The 15,962-nt window shown below is 64.5% G+C and carries 15 protein-coding genes; 7 read left to right on the top strand and 8 right to left on the bottom strand.

Going from position 1 to position 15,962, the window contains the following annotated elements; genetic code table 11:
* Positions 1-8: 8 nt before the first annotated feature.
* The 3 genes from F6X39_RS27665 to F6X39_RS27655 all read right to left on the bottom strand — a co-directional run bounded on the left by F6X39_RS27665 (position 9) and on the right by F6X39_RS27655 (position 3,093).
* On the bottom strand, positions 9-1,247 hold the full coding sequence (locus F6X39_RS27665; protein WP_184040308.1) for an ABC transporter substrate-binding protein: 1,239 nt from the start codon (positions 1,245-1,247) through the stop codon (positions 9-11).
* A 94-nt stretch (positions 1,248-1,341) separates the two neighbouring features.
* Complete coding sequence (locus tag F6X39_RS27660; RefSeq protein ID WP_187618923.1) at positions 1,342-2,760, bottom strand: GH1 family beta-glucosidase; 1,419 nt, start codon at positions 2,758-2,760, stop codon at positions 1,342-1,344.
* 66 nt (positions 2,761-2,826) lie between these two features.
* Positions 2,827-3,093 carry a hypothetical protein gene (locus F6X39_RS27655; protein WP_187618922.1) on the bottom strand — a complete coding sequence of 89 codons (267 nt, stop codon included), beginning with the start codon at positions 3,091-3,093 and terminating at the stop codon, positions 2,827-2,829.
* Between F6X39_RS27655 and F6X39_RS27650 the strand changes: the two genes are divergently transcribed.
* The gene (locus F6X39_RS27650; RefSeq protein WP_187618921.1) at positions 3,080-3,466 is read left to right on the top strand and encodes an ester cyclase; all 387 of its coding nucleotides are present in this window, start codon (positions 3,080-3,082) and stop codon (positions 3,464-3,466) included. The genes F6X39_RS27655 and F6X39_RS27650 overlap by 14 nt on opposite strands.
* Positions 3,467-3,588: 122 nt before the next feature.
* Here the strand turns inward: F6X39_RS27650 and F6X39_RS27645 are convergent, their stop codons facing one another.
* Both F6X39_RS27645 and F6X39_RS27640 read right to left on the bottom strand, forming a co-directional pair.
* The gene (locus F6X39_RS27645; RefSeq protein WP_184074006.1) at positions 3,589-3,744 is read right to left on the bottom strand and encodes a hypothetical protein; all 156 of its coding nucleotides are present in this window, start codon (positions 3,742-3,744) and stop codon (positions 3,589-3,591) included.
* 82 nt (positions 3,745-3,826) lie between these two features.
* A complete protein-coding gene (locus F6X39_RS27640; protein ID WP_187618920.1) occupies positions 3,827-5,071 on the bottom strand; it encodes a DUF1479 domain-containing protein in 1,245 nt (414 codons plus the stop codon).
* Positions 5,072-5,166: 95 nt separating this feature from the next.
* Between F6X39_RS27640 and F6X39_RS27635 the strand changes: the two genes are divergently transcribed.
* From F6X39_RS27635 to F6X39_RS27620, 4 genes are all read left to right on the top strand, one after another.
* Positions 5,167-6,159 carry a helix-turn-helix domain-containing protein gene (locus F6X39_RS27635; protein ID WP_187618919.1) on the top strand — a complete coding sequence of 331 codons (993 nt, stop codon included), beginning with the start codon at positions 5,167-5,169 and terminating at the stop codon, positions 6,157-6,159.
* 180 nt (positions 6,160-6,339) lie between these two features.
* Positions 6,340-6,723, top strand: a complete 384-nt coding sequence (locus F6X39_RS27630; RefSeq protein ID WP_187618918.1) for a nuclear transport factor 2 family protein — start codon at positions 6,340-6,342, stop codon at positions 6,721-6,723.
* Positions 6,724-6,827: 104 nt separating this feature from the next.
* Positions 6,828-7,775: a lactate/malate family dehydrogenase gene (locus F6X39_RS27625; protein ID WP_187618917.1), complete on the top strand. Its 948-nt coding sequence runs from the start codon at positions 6,828-6,830 to the stop codon at positions 7,773-7,775.
* A 52-nt stretch (positions 7,776-7,827) separates the two neighbouring features.
* The gene (locus tag F6X39_RS27620) at positions 7,828-9,306 is read left to right on the top strand and encodes a DASS family sodium-coupled anion symporter (protein ID WP_187618916.1); all 1,479 of its coding nucleotides are present in this window, start codon (positions 7,828-7,830) and stop codon (positions 9,304-9,306) included.
* 184 nt (positions 9,307-9,490) lie between these two features.
* On the opposite strand, the gene F6X39_RS27615 is transcribed toward F6X39_RS27620, so the two are convergent.
* Positions 9,491-10,708, bottom strand: a complete 1,218-nt coding sequence (locus F6X39_RS27615; RefSeq protein ID WP_187618915.1) for a DUF2252 domain-containing protein — start codon at positions 10,706-10,708, stop codon at positions 9,491-9,493.
* A gap of 266 nt (positions 10,709-10,974) precedes the next feature.
* On the bottom strand, positions 10,975-11,934 hold the full coding sequence (gene ftrA, locus F6X39_RS27610) for a transcriptional regulator FtrA (RefSeq protein WP_187618914.1): 960 nt from the start codon (positions 11,932-11,934) through the stop codon (positions 10,975-10,977).
* A gap of 119 nt (positions 11,935-12,053) precedes the next feature.
* Here ftrA and F6X39_RS27605 point away from each other — a divergent pair, with 119 nt between their 5' ends.
* Positions 12,054-12,509, top strand: a complete 456-nt coding sequence (locus tag F6X39_RS27605; RefSeq protein ID WP_187618913.1) for a rhodanese-like domain-containing protein — start codon at positions 12,054-12,056, stop codon at positions 12,507-12,509.
* 152 nt (positions 12,510-12,661) lie between these two features.
* A complete protein-coding gene (locus F6X39_RS27600; protein ID WP_187618912.1) occupies positions 12,662-14,746 on the top strand; it encodes a putative bifunctional diguanylate cyclase/phosphodiesterase in 2,085 nt (694 codons plus the stop codon).
* Here the strand turns inward: F6X39_RS27600 and dapA are convergent.
* Complete coding sequence (dapA, locus tag F6X39_RS27595) at positions 14,739-15,632, bottom strand: 4-hydroxy-tetrahydrodipicolinate synthase (protein WP_187618911.1); 894 nt, start codon at positions 15,630-15,632, stop codon at positions 14,739-14,741. The two genes, F6X39_RS27600 and dapA, sit on opposite strands and share 8 nt — an antisense overlap.
* Between the last annotated feature and the right edge of the window lie 330 nt (positions 15,633-15,962).

Here is a 15,962-nt window from a genome sequence, read left to right as displayed (position 1 = left end):
GGCGAGGCCTAGCCCTTCAACGCGCTGGCGAACGCTTTCTGCGCGTCGTCGACGGACTCGTTCTTGTTCCAGAAGTTCGTCACGACGTCAGTCAGCGCACCCTGCGTATCGGGCGACAGCAGCATTTCCGGATTCGGCAACTGGCGCGACTTGTCCTTCATGATCGCGATGCCCTCCTTGGCGCAGATGTCGAGGCTGCTTGCGTCGACGTCAGACCGGATCGGAATCGAGCCCTTCTTCGCGCTGAACGCGACCTGCGCGGACGGCGAGGTCATCACCGTGGCGAGCAGATTCTGCGCCTTGATCGCCGACGCGCTGTCGGTCTTCGGGAACACGAAGACGTCGCCCGCGACCAGATACGGCGAACGCGGACCGAAGCCCGGGAAGCAGCCGAAGTCCTTGCCCGCCGTTTGATTCGCCGCGACGAACTCGCCCTTCGCCCAGTCGCCCATGATCTGAACGCCGGCCTTGCCCGAAGTCACGAGCGCGGTCGCGTCGTTCCAGTTGCGGCCAGGCGAGCCCGGATCGACGAAATCGTGCAGCCGCTTGAACGACACGAGCACCTTCTTGAACGCATCGGAGTTCACCGCGTTCTGATCGTGATCGCGATAGACCTTCATATACAGGTCCGGGCCGCCCACATCGGCGAGCACCGCGTCGAACGTGATCTTCTCCTGCCACGGCTGGCCGCCGAACGCGAGCGGAATCACGCCCGCGCTCTTCAGCTTGCCGAGATCCGCGATGAATTCGTCGTAGCTTTTGGGCTCGCTCGCGATGCCCGCTTTCTGGAACACCGGCTTCGAGTAGAAGAACCACGCGGGCATATGAATGTCGACCGGCGCCGCGTAGAAATGGCCCTTCACGCGGATACTGTCGAGAATCGACTGCGGGAAAATGCCGTTCCAGTTTTCTTTCGCGGCGACGTCGTCGACGTTATTCAGGAGTCCCTGGTCGATCAGATCGTGAAACTGCTTCGACGTATTGAACTGGGCGGCGGTGGGTGGATCACCGCCGACGATCCGGTTGATCGCGGTAGCACGCGCCTGATCTCCGCCGGCGACTGCGTTGTCGACCCATTGGCCACCGGCCTTGTCGTACGCGACGGCAAACTGCCGAATCGCGGCCGACTCGCCGCCCGAGGTCCACCAGTGAATCACGTTAGCCTTGAGCGGTTCCGCATGCGCGACGACGCCATACAGCGCCAGTGCCGCAACTACGCCTCGCAAGACCATTCTGTTGCTGTTCATTCCGTCTCCTCCAGGCTGAGTGCCCGTGTGTCAAGTCGAAATACCAATCAGCTCCACCCGGTTTTATATCGTTGCTGCGTCGTTTTAATTGTGTTTATTGCGCTTGCGCGTTGCGATCTTCGAGGAATTTCGACACCAGCTCCGCGCTGCGCTTGACCGTACGCTTCTGCGTTTGGTAGTCGACGTGCACGATGCCGAAGCGCCGCTCATAGCCGAAAGCCCACTCGAAGTTGTCCATCAGCGACCACAGGAAATAGCCGCGCACGTCGACGCCCGCCTTGATCGCCTGATCGACCGCGGCGAGATGGCGCTTCAGGAACGAGATGCGCTGCGTGTCCTCGACGCGGCCGTCCATCACCTTGTCGTCCGATGCCATGCCGTTCTCGGTGATGTAGATCGGCGGCAGATTCGCATAGGTATCCCTGAAACCGGTCAACAGATCGCGAAGACCGTCAGGGTAAACCTCCCAGCCCATCTGCGTGCGCTCGACACCCTCGAGCGACACCTCCTTGAAACCGTGCCCACCATCGCTCGCCACGTTGGTGCGGAAATAATAGTTGATGCCGAGAAAATCGAGCGGCGTATTGATCGTCTGCATGTCGCCTTCGAGCACGAGTGGCTCGCTGCCAGGCCACAACTCGAACAGATCTTGCGGATACTCGCCCTTGAACAGCGGATCGAGAATCCACGCGTTGTGCTGAACTTCGAACAGCTCGGCCGCGCGACGGTCGGCGGCGCTGTCGCTATTCGGCGTGCCGCGCCCGACATTCGCGACGATGCCCTTGTGCGAGCGCGGATCGTTCGCGCGCAGCACCGGAATCGCGAGACCGTGCGCGAGCAGCAGATGATGCATGGCCTGCGCGGCGAAACGCAGGTTCGAGAGTCCCGGCGCGTGATGGCCGTTGCCGTAGCCGAGGTACGCCGAACACCACGGCTCGTTGAGCGTCGCCCATGCATCGACGAGGCCGTGCAGCTCGCGGCTCATCAGATCCGCGTAATCGACGAAACGGTACGCGGTTTCGCGATTGAGCCAGCCGCCGCGATCCTCGAGATGCTGAGGCAGATCCCAGTGATAAAGCGTGACGAAAGTCGTGATGTTCTTCTCTTTGAGCCGTCCGAGCAGGCGCTTGTAGAAGTCGAGCCCCTTGCGGTTCGGCGTGCCGTTTTCGTCCATCACACGCGGCCATGCGGTCGACAGCCGGTACGCTTCGAGGCCGAGGCCCGCGAGCAGGTCGACGTCCTGTTCCCAGCGATGGTAGTGATCGCACGCGACGGCGCCGGTGTCGCCGGCCAACACCTTGCCCGGTGTGGCCGAGAACGTGTCCCAGATCGACGGCAGGCGGCCGTCTTCGTTGACCGCGCCTTCGATCTGATACGACGCGGTGGCCGCGCCGAGCAGGAAATCCTGGCGCCACAGCGACGAATCGGCGGGCGGTGTGAATGGATCGGTATGCGGGTCGCCGTGAGCGGTTGGACGGGCGGCGTCGATGACTGCGGATGCGTCGTTTACCACGGATTCTCTCCTGCCAATGAGGTCGTTGAACCGGGTGTGGTGGAACTCGAGCGCTGGCGTTCGGACTTACTGCGAACGCTTAAGTGGAAGCGCTTCCACACTGTCCAGCGAACGATAGCAGCGGGGAAATCGGCGCAGCAATCCGGGTTTGTCTGGAGGGGTTTCTGGCATGCGTGCGAGGGTGATGCGGCGCGCATCGAGGTTGTTCGACTGCAACGGATAGTTGCGGCTTCCGACGAAAATCCCTGGCAGCCGTGCAACGCAAAGTCTCGGATCGCCGACAATCGGCTTATCCACTGAAGCATGGAAGACGATTGCGATGAGCGAATTCAATCTGTCGGAACTCTACCGCGGCTATATCGCCTGCCTGAACATGCAGGACTGGTCAAAGCTGCGAGACTTCGTTGGCGAAGACGTGAAGTACAACGGCCAACGAATCGGTTTGTCCGGCTATCGCGAGATGCTGGAAAGAGACTTCCGCGAAATTCCCGACCTGCACTTCGAGATTCAGATGCTGGTTTGCGAGCCGCCACATATCGCAAGCCGATTGCATTTTGACTGCACACCCATCGGCATGTTACTTGGGCTTCCCGTGCAAGGAAAACGGGTGGAGTTTTCCGAGAACGTCTTCTACGAGTTTGGTGACGGCAAGATCCAGCAAGTCTGGTCGGTCATCGATAAAGCCGCGATCGAGAGTCAGTTGTAGCGGCTCAGGGACACGCCGCGCTCACACGCTTCGCGCGGCGATTCTGCCATGTGGGAAATGCCGCGGTTATCAGAAACGCCCGCATTTCACTTCGATTCTGTTTATCGGGCGAATGCGCTCGTCTATGGCTCGTCGTCCTCGCGATCGGGGTCGACGTCGGGATCGAGCGGCGGCTCATCCGGGTCCTGCGATGGACCGACGTCGGGCAGATCCGTCTGCACGACGTCGGACTGATCCGGGCGGATCGGGTTTTCGTCCTTGTTCGGTGTGGTTGCCATGGCCGGTCCTCCTTAGGTCGTTGCCATGCTGAAGCGGCAGCAAGTTCCGTTCCCGATCCAGACGCGGCCATGCCCTTTCCGGTCACAAATCGAAGCCCATTTGCGCACGGCCAAGCTCGGTGAGATCGTCTGGCGTCGCGCGGCCGACGAAATCGACTTCGAAATGATCGGCCGGAAAATCCGGCGGGCTCCTGCCTTCGAGAAAGCCCGGCAGTTGCCGCTTCAGATACGCATCGTTCTTCGCGCAGCCCGGCAGCGAAGCGATATACATCACGTTGCTATAGCCGTTGCCGCGATGCGCGTCCTCGACCGCGTGAATGACGTCGCTATGCCAGAACACGGTGTCGCCCGCCTGCATCAGCGGAATCGACGACAGCGCATGAAACAGCGGCGCGTGATAGTCGGACTTGATCGACAGCGCGCGCCCCGGCAGCGCTCCGCACAGATCGTCTTCGGCGACATCATCCTGAAGCGCGCGCAACAGGATGTAGACCATCGAGTTCGCCATTGGCACCAACTGCAGCGTGCCGTCGCCGGGACCCTGCGGCGTCAGCGCGGTCCAGCCTTGAAACGTGCGGAACATCGAGCAGACGGCCGGCGATGCGATCTCCTCGACTTCGGTTCGCCACGCGGCGTCGAACGGATCGTAGTCGCGCCAGTGGCCCGAGAACACATGGCGATAGACCTTGCGGAAGTTCGGCTCGATCCAGCGCTCCACCGAACCGCCGTCGCAATGCGCCGACAACCCGAGCGATTCCGAGCCGGGCGGCCGGCGGCGCAGGCGGTCCGCATACACCGGCACATGGTTCGGATCGAAATGCACGCGCCCTTCGCTTTCGGTGCGCCACAGCCGGTTCAGGAACACGCGGGCCTGCGTGAGCTCGGTCGATTGCCGCGCGAGCACCTGCGGTTTCGACCAGTACACACCGTAGATTTGCGGCTTGCTCGAGGCGAGCTGCCCAAAGTACTTGTCTTCCGCGCGATTCTGCAGCTTTGCGTCGAGGTCGTTGCGCTCGACGTAGCCGGCGATGTCCTGATCCCATTGCTCGACGAGCGACCGGTCGAACACCTTGCGGATCACACAGGCGCCGCGAGCTTTGACGAGCGCGATCTGCTCGTCGGTGACCCGGTTCGTCACGATGTCGGCGAACTGGATTTCCGGAATGACCGGCTCGCCGCGCTCGCGCAGCGTCGCGATTCGCTCCGCCTCCTTCGTCATCGCCGCTTCGACGTCGGCGAACACGTCGCGATAGTTCGGCAGCATCGCGCGCAGTTCGCGCTTCGCTTGACGGATGGCTGCCGGCAGGTCGTCGATTTGCAAGGCCATGGCATCGTCTCCATGTGGTTTCTGATGCTTGAAGCGTACGCGAACGATCGCCACCTGCGTGATACTATCCGGTCAAAGATTTGACGATTTCGGACATGAAAGCCGCTTTTGAACATGTGGATTTTGGCCGGGACTGTTCGGTCAGGGTTTACCACCGCCGGCTGCCCCGCATCCCTTTCGAATGGCACCACCATCCCGAGTACGAGCTGACGCTGACGATGAACAGTCAGGGCAAGCGGTACATCGGAGACGCCGTCGCGACCTACGGCGCGGACGATCTGGTGCTGGTGCCCCCGAATCTGCCGCACACTTGGGCCTCGAACCGTTCGATCGACGCGGCGCACCCGCAGGTCGCGATCGTCGTATGGTTCGACGGCGCGTGGGTGCGGCGACTCGCCGATGTCTGCCCCGAATACAACGGACTTTGCGACCTGTTGCGCAGAGCGGCCTGCGGCCTCGCGTTCGAAGACGGTGCCGGCACACGCATGCGCGAACACCTCGGCCGCCTGCTGTCCGACAAACCGCGCGAACGCTTGCAGGCGGCGCTCGATGTACTGGATCTGCTGTCGGCGCTGCCCGCCACGCCGCTCGCGTCCCCAAGCGCATTCGACGCGCGAACCGGCACGCCGACTGGCCACGAATCCGATCAGATCAATCGCGTGCTCGCGTTGATCGAAACACAGTTCGCGCATCCGCTTCGGCTTTCCGCGCTGGCCAAGGCGTCGGGGCTTTCCGAGCGCTCGTTGACGCGGCATTTCACGCAGCATCTTGGCGAGAGCGTCGGGCGCTACCTGACGCGCGTACGAATCGGCCACGCGTGCCGGATGTTGACCGATACGCAAGCGCCGATTTCCGTCATTGCGACGCGCTCCGGATTCGCGAACGTCGCGAATTTCAACCGGCAATTCAAAGCCGCCAAGGACATGACGCCGGTTGAATTCAGGCAGCAGTTCGCGGGCGCGCGGCGGGCGGAGCAACAGATGTCGCCAATGCTCACCGAGCGCTCGCCTTCTCTGCAGAGACTTCGCAACAAAGGAGACGGCAAGCGGATGTCGCGGCCCGCGCGTGCAGGCCGGCAGTCCGAATGACCGGACTACTCGGCGAGCAATCCCTGCAGGCGCCAGACATTTTTTGCACGTCCGGGGGAGTACTTGCAGCAAGGGTGGAGCCAGGGATTTTATGGCGCAGACTATGCGCTGGCGGCGAAATTTCAACGCGACGGCAACGCGCGGCTGGTCGACTGCAATACCCGACTCTGGAGGCACTCCATGAACGAACAAGCGATACGTGAAGCCTTGAACGCACACTGGCGAGCGTCGGCGGACGGCGATCTCGACGCCGAACACGCTATCTACGCCGACGATGCGATCTGCGACTATCCCCAATCAGGCGAGCGAATTCATGGACGAGCCAATTTGCAGGCTCTGCGCGGCCATCATCCCGGCAAGCCATCGGGTTTCGCGATCAGGCGAATTCAAGGCGAGGGCAATCTGTGGATCACCGAGTACACGATCAACTATCAGGGGCGCATCGCTTACACGGTCAGCGTGATGGAGTTCCGCGAAGGCAAGGTCGTCCACGAGACGCAGTATTTTGCTGATCCGTTCGAGGCCCCGGATTGGCGGAGTCAATGGGTTGAGCGGACAGCGTGAAAAAACGCGCCGCGGCCGTGTAGGACCAAGGTCCGATTGATGACAAACGCGCGCATGCGACTATGCTTCGAGGGGGCTGAAGCCCGAACTTGACGAGGTTCGCTATGCGGCAGGCCAAGATCGTTATCGTCGGCGCGGGGCTGGTCGGGGGATCGGCAGCCCTGTTCGTGGCGTTGGCCATTCCGAGCGCGAAAGTCGTCATCATCGATGTCGCGCGGGTGCGCGCTGAGGGACAGGTTCTCGATCTCGCCCACGCCGCGGCATTCTGGGGGCACAGCCGTTTTCGCGCAGGGGACTACGAAGACGCGCGTGACGCCGACATCGTCGTGATCACGGCCGGCGCCGGCGTCAAACCCGGCGAGACTCGCCTGCACCTTGCCAGAACCAATGCGGACATCGCGACCGAAATCGTCGGGCGGATCGCGCCGCTCGCGCCCGACGCCATCTATCTGATCGCGACCAACCCATGCGACGTGCTGACCGGCGCCGTTTACGACCAACTGCGCTGCGAGCGCGAGCGCGTCATCAGCACGGGAACCTCGCTCGATACCGGGCGGCTGCGCTCCCTGCTGTCCGAGCGGCTCGGCGTGGTGGCCTCCGCGATTCACGCCTATGTGCTCGGCGAGCACGGCGAATCGGCCGTGATCCAGTGGTCCGCCGCAACGGTCTGCGGCATGCCCCTCGAGACCTTCCTGACGCGCAACGGCAAGGAGCTGGGCCCCGCCAGCAGGGATCTGATCCTGCGCTCCGTCCACGAGGCGGCGAAGCTCATCAAGGAAGGCAAAGGCGCCACCCATTACGGCATCGCCAGCGCGATAGGAAGGATCTGCGAGGCCATCGTGCACGACACCGATCTGATTCTCACGGTTGGCATCGTCCAGCCCGAAGTGGAAGGCGTACCGGACGTGTGCGTGTCGCTGCCAATGGTCGTCAATGGCGCGGGCGCGCGGTTGATCGCCTATCCGGAACTCGACCCTATCGAGCGCGAGACCTTGCTAGGTAGCGCGCGCATCGTCAAGGACGCGACGGAAAGGGTGCTCCACGAGCGGTGACGCCTTCCCGCGCACTCCGAAAATACCCAACCACGCCGGCACGAGGTCCATCATGGCTCCTACACCTGCCAAGGTTTCACGGCCCACCAGCTCGCCTCCCGCCACGCCGAAGCCCTCGGTCGGACTGCCGGCCGGCGTCTGGAAATATCTGGTACCGATCGCGGTCGGCGTCGCGCTGTGGTTTCTGCCCGCGCCCGCCGGCCTCCAGCCGAAGGCGTGGCATATGTTCGCCGTGTTCGTCGCGACCATTGCCGGCATCATGACCGCCCCGCTGCCGATGTCGGTGGTTGCCATCATCGGCTCGACCATTGGCGTGCTCGTCGGCGTTCTGTCGTTTGCCGACGTCACCAAATCCACCGGCACCGACCTCGTATGGCTCGTGATGCTCGCGTTTTTCATTTCACGCGGCGTGATCAAGACCGGCCTTGGCCGCCGGATCGCGCTTCTGTTCATGCGATTGCTGGGAAAGCGAACGACCGGGCTCGGCTACGGGCTCGTGTTGACCGAACTCGTGATCTCCCCCGCGATGCCGAGCATCACCGCGCGCGCGGGCGGCGTGATGTTGCCGATCACGCGAGCCATTTCCGACGTGCTGGGCAGTCACGCCGACGATCCGGAATCACGCGTGAAGGTGGGACGCTACCTGATTCTCTGCGCCTTCCACGCGAACATCATCACGGCGGGCATGTTCATCACGGCAATGGCGGGCAATCCGCTGGCGGTCAGGCTGGCCGCGGACCAGGGCGTGTCGATCAGCTGGCTCGACTGGGCGGTGGCGGCGTCGATCCCCGGTCTGCTGTGCCTCGCCGTCATTCCGATCGCCATGCTGTGGATCGCCCCGCCGCAGGTCAGACGCACCCCCGATGCCACCGACCTCGCGCAACGAGAGCTCACGACGATGGGGCCCATCTCGGTCAAAGAAATCATCATGGCGTGCATCTTCGTCGGCTTGCTGGTGCTGTGGGTGTTCGGCGACGATCTCGGCGTCGGCGCGACGCTCGCGGCGGCGATCGGCGTTTCGTTGCTGTTCATCAGCGGCGTGCTGACCTGGCAGGACGCGCTGAACGAGAAGTCCGCCTGGGACACGATGATCTGGATCGGCCTGCTCATCATGCTGGCCTCCAAGCTCAACGAATATGGCATGGTGAGCTGGTTCGGCAAGGAATTCGGCGCGCATCTCGCGGGCTTTCCGATGCTGGCGGTCTATATGATGGTGGCGGCGATCTACGTTTACATTCACTACTTTTTCGCCAGCGCCACCGCGCATATCAGCGCGCTGTTTCCGCTCTCCATGGCACTGATGGTCGCCGCCGGCGTTCCGCCCTTCGTCGCCGCAGTCTCGCTCGGGATTCTGAGCAATGTGAATGGCTGCCTGACGCAATATGGCATCGGCTCCGGTCCCGTCATGTTCGGCGCGGGCTACGTGACCCAGGGCGAATGGTGGAAGGCGGGATTTTTGATGAGCCTGTTTTACATGGTGGCCTGGCTGGTCGTTGGGCCGCTTTGGTGGAAGGTGCTGGGGCACGTATGAGACAACGCGACTTTCGCCGCGCGGCTCGTACGGCCCGCGCACACGTGATCCTGCTCCGCTTCCCGCTTCGTCAATCGCGAGCGGTCATGACTCGCGCAACTTCCCCGCTCGTCATCGATCGCCGCCGATCACCGCGACGCCGTCCGCAGCCCTGACGCCCGCGTCGGCCCTCCAATGCAACGCTTCAGTTGCCCGTGCCGCCAGTCTCGAAGGTTCCCCGATCATAAGCTTCGCAATAAGCCTTCCAGTCCGCCGCGACCTGCGCCTCACACTGCGTCGCGAGATCGATCAACGGCAGTTGCCAATCGCGCCGACTGCCAAACGCGATCAGATCGTCCGCGATCGCCGACTTCTGCCGCCCTCCGCTGCGCAGATGCGCCCACGCGCTCAACTCGGCCATGCTGTTGATCACTGCCTCGAGCCGCGGCAGCTTGCCGTCCCAGTCGGCAAGCGCGACGCGATCTTCCGATGGCTGCAAACTCCGCAGCACATAGGAGCGCTGGTTGAATTCCACCGCGTGCAAAAAGGCCTGCGAGACCGCCTGATTGCGCCGCTGCACTTCGACGACACGCTGCGCCTCGGTCTGCCACTTCGGCTGCGTCGCCGTCACGTGCGCACTCACCGATGACGGCAGCGCCTCTTTCAAATCGATCAGGTAGTTGCCATCGGGCGAGCCCTTGCCCTCGACCAGAATCACATAGCGATCGACACCGAGGCTGCCCGTCCCCGCAATGCGGCGCGCGACATCGAGCGTGCGGTAGAACTCGGGATTCGGCTCCGTCACCGCGAACTGCTGCATGAACTGCGCGACCGCGGCACGCCGTTCATCGCTGACGGGCAGCGCTTTCTTGCCGTCGACCTTCAGCATGCGCGTTTTGCCCTTGAGCACCGTGCGACGGTCCAGATGCGCGGCGCGCGTTCGGCTCGCGAGCGCGACGAACAGATCGCGCACCATGCCGGTCGCGGTCTCCGCTTCGATCCAGCGCGACTTGCCGTACGCGAGCGCGGCGCCGTAGGCATCGAGCGCGGTGCGGCACAGCGCGAGCGCTTCAGCGCGACTCAGCTTCAGGTTGGCCGCGCCGACCAGCACGCTCGTCAACAGACGCACGAGCTCGTACGGAACCGGTGCGAGACAGGCTTCGTCGAAGTCGTTGTTGTCGAAGTAGACGAGGCGATTGTCGCCCTTGTAGCTGCCGAAATTTTCGAGGTGCATGTCGCCGCAGATCCACACGTGCGGCGCGTCGTCGAGTACGTTCGCGCGCGGCAGACGCGCATAGAACAGATGGCAGGTGCCGCGCAGAAACACGAACGGCGAGCCGCGCATGGCTTTGTATTTCATCGCGAGTCGTTCGGGGTCCCGCCCGGCGTTGAAGTTGGCGATGATCTTTGCGATATCGGACATAGCGGGTTCCGTTGAATGGGCAAGCTCGACGTGAGCTCCGTGCCTGCTGCTGTGACCTCGGGGCGTGCCGCGAATTCAATGCGGGTTCAACCCGGATGCAGTGACGTGGCTGTCGTTGCTTGTCGCGGCAGTGGCGATCGGCGGGCTGCTTGCCTACGGGTATCGCCAGTGGGCGTGCTCGACAGGCTCGAACTTCGAGTTCTATGCGTCGTTGTTGGCGTTCAACGCGACCGCGCTCCTGTTGCTGACGAACGCGCCGGCCCCACTCACCCTTCCCCACCGAACCTGCGCCGATACGCCCCCGGACTCGTCAACGCGATCCGGCGAAAATGCCGCCGCAACGACTCCTCCGACCCGAACCCCGCGAGCTCGGCGACGCGCGCCATCGGCAGCGGCGTCGCGGCTTCGAGCAACTCACGCGCAAGCGCGACGCGCTCCCTGACGAGCCATTCATAAGGCGCCATGCCGGTCGCGTCGCGGAACTGCCGTTGCAGCGTGCGCGGGCTCATCGCCGCGCGCCCGGCGAGCGAGCGCAGCGTATGCGGCTCGGCCGCATGGCTGCGCACCCAGTCCATCAGCTTCGCGATACGTCCGCTTTCGTCGGGCGGCATCGGGCGCGGCACGAACTGCGCCTGGCCACCCTCGCGGTGCGGCGGCACCACGAGCCGTTGCGCGACGCGATTCGCAACCGCGCCGCCATGATCGCGCCGCACCAGATGCAGCAGCATGTCGAGCCCGGCCGCCGATCCCGCCGACGTGATCACCTGCCCTTCATCGACATACAGCGCGTCGGGCTGCACACGCAGTTGCGGATAGCGCTGCTGCAACTTGTCCGCGTAGCGCCAGTGGGTCGTCACGGTCTTGCCGTCGAGCACGCCGGCCGCCGCGAGCACGAACACGCCCGAGCAGATCGAGCAGAGCCGCGCGCCGCGCTCGTAAGCCGCGCGAAGCCTGCGCAGCAGCGCGGCCGGCGGCACCTCGTCGGCATCGCGCCAACCCGGAATCACGATCGTGTCGGCGCTCGCGAGCAGCTTCAGCGTGTAGGGCGCGGCCAGCGTGATGCCGCCCGCCGCGCGGATCGGACCGGGCTCGCTCGCACAGACCGCGAAGCGATACCACGGCACGCCGAGTTCGGGACGCTCGAGTGCGAACAGTTCGGTCACGCAGCCGAATTCGAAGGTGCAAAGCCGGTCGTAGGCCAGCGCGACGACGAGATGATTGTGCATGGCGCAATGTTACCGAAGATTGACGATCACGCCACTTACCGGGCGACCCGCCGCTCGTCACAATCGACCGTGCCTGAAAAGCGCGCGTCCCACCACCCAATCAACTCACCCCTGCTGCCATGACTCACGACAACCTCACCACCGTCCCGAACGCCGTCACCGCGATCCCTGCCGCCGACAGCGCCGCCGTGCTCGCGCACTTCCAGGCGTCGCTGCGCTTCGAAACCGATTGCACCGACGTCCACGCCGCGCTCGCGAGCGGCGCGCCCGGCTTCGTGCTGCTCGACGTGCGCAGTCCCGCGCTGTTCGCGCAGGGCCACGTGCCGGGCGCGCTGAATCTGCCGCACGGCAAGATCGTCGCGTCAAAGCTAGCGGTTTATGCGCCGGACACGCTGTTCGTCACCTACTGCGCGGGCCCGCACTGCAACGGCGCGGCGCGCGGCGCACTGCGGCTCGCGCAGCTGGGGCGGCCCGTCAAGCTGATGGCGGGCGGCGTCACCGGCTGGCTGGACGAAGGCTTCCAGCTGAGCCGCGAGGACGCCGATCCGCCGTCCGATCCACGCTCCGATGCATAGCGTGACTCGTAATCCGACACGCGTTCCAGCGCGGCATCCGCCGCCGTCCGCGCGCCCGTTTTGCTCCCTGTTCGCAAATCGCAAATAAGTTAAACAAAAGTTCGAAAGGTGCCGATAACATGTCCAGCCGGACTCCTCCCGGCGGACCCAATATGCAGAGTTCATATAATTTCTGGCTCGTCGCGATTTCGTTCGCGGTCGCGACCCTCGCGTCGTACACCGCGCTCGATCTGACGGGCCGCATCTTCCTGCTCGGCTCGACGCGCCGGCGGCACGCATGGCGGCTCGGCGGCGCGTTCGCGCTCGGTGTCGGCATCTGGTCGATGCACTTCGTCGCGATGCTCGCGTTCTCGCTGCCTATCCCGCTCGGCTACGACCCGGCGACGACCGCCTGCTCGCTGGCCCTCGCGATCGGCGCTTCGTATCTGGCGCTCTCGCTGACGACCCAGCAGCGCCTCACGCCGGTCCGGCTGCTGATGGGCGGCGTGGCGATGGGGATCGCTATCGCCGGCATGCATTACACCGGGATGGCGGCGATGCGCATGGCGCCCGCGATCCACTACCAGCCGGCATGGTTCGCGGCCTCGATCGCGATCGCGATCGGTGCGTCGAGCGCCGCGCTGTGGATGGCGCGCGCGCTCAGCAACGAACACGAGCGCCATATCGCGCGCAAACGTCTCGCCGCGGCGCTGGTGATGGGCGTCGCGATCAGCGGCATGCACTACACCGGCATGGCCGCCGCCGACTTCGCGCCGGGCGCGATCTGCGGCGCGGCCAACGACATGAACGCGCGATGGCTCGCCACCTCGGTGATCCTGCTCACGTTCGCGGTGCTGATCGTCACGCTGATGCTGTCGCGCTTCGACGTGCGCACCACCTTCCTGCTCGGCGCGGTGTCGCGGCTGAACGGCCAGATCGTGCGGCTCGCGACGCTCGACGCGCTGACGGGCCTGCCGAACCGCGCGACGCTGACCGAGCGGATCGAACGCGCGATCAGCGGCGCGCTTCGCCAGCGTACGTCGTTCGCGGTGCTGTTCATGGATCTCGACGGCTTCAAGACGATCAACGATTCGCTCGGTCACTCGGCTGGCGACGCGGTGCTGTCCGCATTCGCGCAACGACTGCAGCAATGCGTGCGTTCGAGCGACACCGTCGCGCGGCTCGGCGGCGACGAGTTCGTCGTGCTCACGGAACACCTTACGTGCGGCGACGACGCGGCCGCGCTCGCCGACGGCGTGCTTCACCGGATGCGCCAAGGCACGTGGAGCGACGAACAACCGCTGCAGGTGATGCCGAGCATCGGCATTGCGCTCTATCCGCGCGATGGCGACAGCGTCGAGACGCTGCTCCAGCACGCGGACGCCGCGATGTACGAAGCGAAGCGCGCCGGCCGCGGCACCTACCGCTTCTTCGAGCGCAGCATGAACGAAGCCGCCACGCGCACGCTGCGGATCCAGCAAGTGCTGCACGACGCCTTCGCGAATGATCGTTTCTCGCTGCTGTTCCAGCCGAAGTTTCAGCGCGGCGGCGACGCGCTCGCGGGCGCCGAGGCGCTGATCCGCCTGCACGATCCGGAGATGGGCGCGCTGATGCCGGCCGAGTTCATCCCGGTCGCCGAGCGCTCCGGGCAGATCGTGCAGATCGGCTACTGGGTCGTGCGCGAAACCTGCCGGCGCATTCGCGGCTGGATCGAACAGGGCCTGCCGGCGATGAAGGTGGCGATCAACCTGTCGCCGCGTCAGCTGTTGCAACCGGACCTCGTCGAGACGATCCTCGACATCGTCAGGAGCGGGGGCGTCGCGTGCGAGCAGATCATGTTCGAGATCACCGAGACCGTAGCGATGCAGGATGCCGCGCGCACCGTCGAAGTAATCCGCGCGTTTCAGGCGAGCGGCTTCGACATCTCGATCGACGACTTCGGCACCGGCTATTCGAGCCTCGCGTATCTGCAGCGCTTCCAGGTGAAGCAGTTGAAGATCGATCGCTTCTTCATCAACGGTCTCGACGCGAACGGCGCCGCGGGCAGCGCAATCGTGTCGGCGATCATCGCGCTCGCGCACTCGCTCGAAATGGACGTGGTCGCCGAGGGCGTCGAAACCCAATCGCAGCTCGACAAGCTGTGCTCGATGATGTGCGACGAAGTGCAGGGCTACCTGCTCGGCAAGCCGATCAACGCCGACGACTTCGGCGCAATGCTCCGCGGCAGAACGATGGCCGCAAGCGGAGTCTCTATCTGAGCAGCGTCTCCCCCAACGCCGCGAGCCGTTCGGTCAACGCCTCGCTCGCACGCGTCATCGGCAAACGCAATTCGTTGCGCACCCATCCCCTCGCCGCGAGCAGCGCCTTCACCGGCGCGGGATTCGGTTCCGCGAACGCGAGCTGGATCTGCGGCACGAGCGCGTGAAAAATGCGTCGTCCTTCGTCGAGCTTCCCCTGCGTCAACGCGCGATAAAGCGCGACGAAACGCTCGGGCCGCCAGTGCGCTGACGCCGCGATCGCCCCGCTTCCACCCGCGCACACCGTCGAGAAGAGTTCGAGGTCGTTGCCCGCGAGCACTTGCAGACGGCCGTCGCGAATCAACGCGAGCGTCGTGTCGAGCGAACCGGCGCAATCCTTGATCGCCTGAACTCGCGGATGCACGGCGAGCGTCAGCAGCGTGTCGAGCTCGAGCCGCACGCCGGTGCGTTGCGGAATATCGTAGAGCACGACTGGATGCACGCTCGCGTCCGCGAGCGCGCTGAAATGCGCGACGATGCCGTCCTGCGAGGGCCGTGTGTAATACGGCGCGGCGATCAGCACGCCGGCAATCGGCAACGGATTCAACTGCTCGATCCGCGCGCGCATGCTCGCCGTGTGATTGCCCGAGACGCCGACCAGCACCGGCAACGCGCGCTGCTGCGGCGACGCGCTGACGGCTTGCACCGCGTCGAGAATCGTCGCGAGCACGGCGTCCTGTTCGGCGGCGTCGAGCGTGGCGGGCTCGCCGGTCGTGCCGAGCGCGACGAGCCCGGCCACGCCGGCCTCCGCATAGCGACGCACGAGCGCACGCAACGCGGCGTGATCGACGGCGCCGTCGGCGAACGGCGTGATCAGCGGAATCCAGATACCCGAGAAATCAGACATGTTTTCTACCTCGATGACGACCGTATCGATTCCGGGTCAGCGGTGCGAGGGAGAACAGAGGAGAAAGCCGCAGGCGGGCGGTTGACCGGTCGTTCCGTCGCACATCTGACGACGGAACAGCGTGCTCCGGTCAGATGAGCGGCTGTTTTTTGGCTTTGGCGCCGACGTTGCGCGAAACACCGATCGCGCGTGCGACCGCCGCGCTCGCCAGAGCGACGCGGGCGAAGGTCGAAGAACGGAGCGGGAACGTGGGGCCGGAGTGCATGGACCGCAGTGTAACCGCGAAACCCGCGTCGCAGGGTCTTCGGCGCCTCGCGAACCAGCTCGCGA

Origin of the sequence: Paraburkholderia sp. UCT2 (genome assembly GCF_014397665.1) — a bacterium.
GTDB lineage: Bacteria > Pseudomonadota > Gammaproteobacteria > Burkholderiales > Burkholderiaceae > Paraburkholderia > Paraburkholderia tuberum.
The sequence above is the reverse complement of the archived record's forward strand: the minus strand, read 5'-3'. Positions and strand labels throughout refer to the sequence as shown.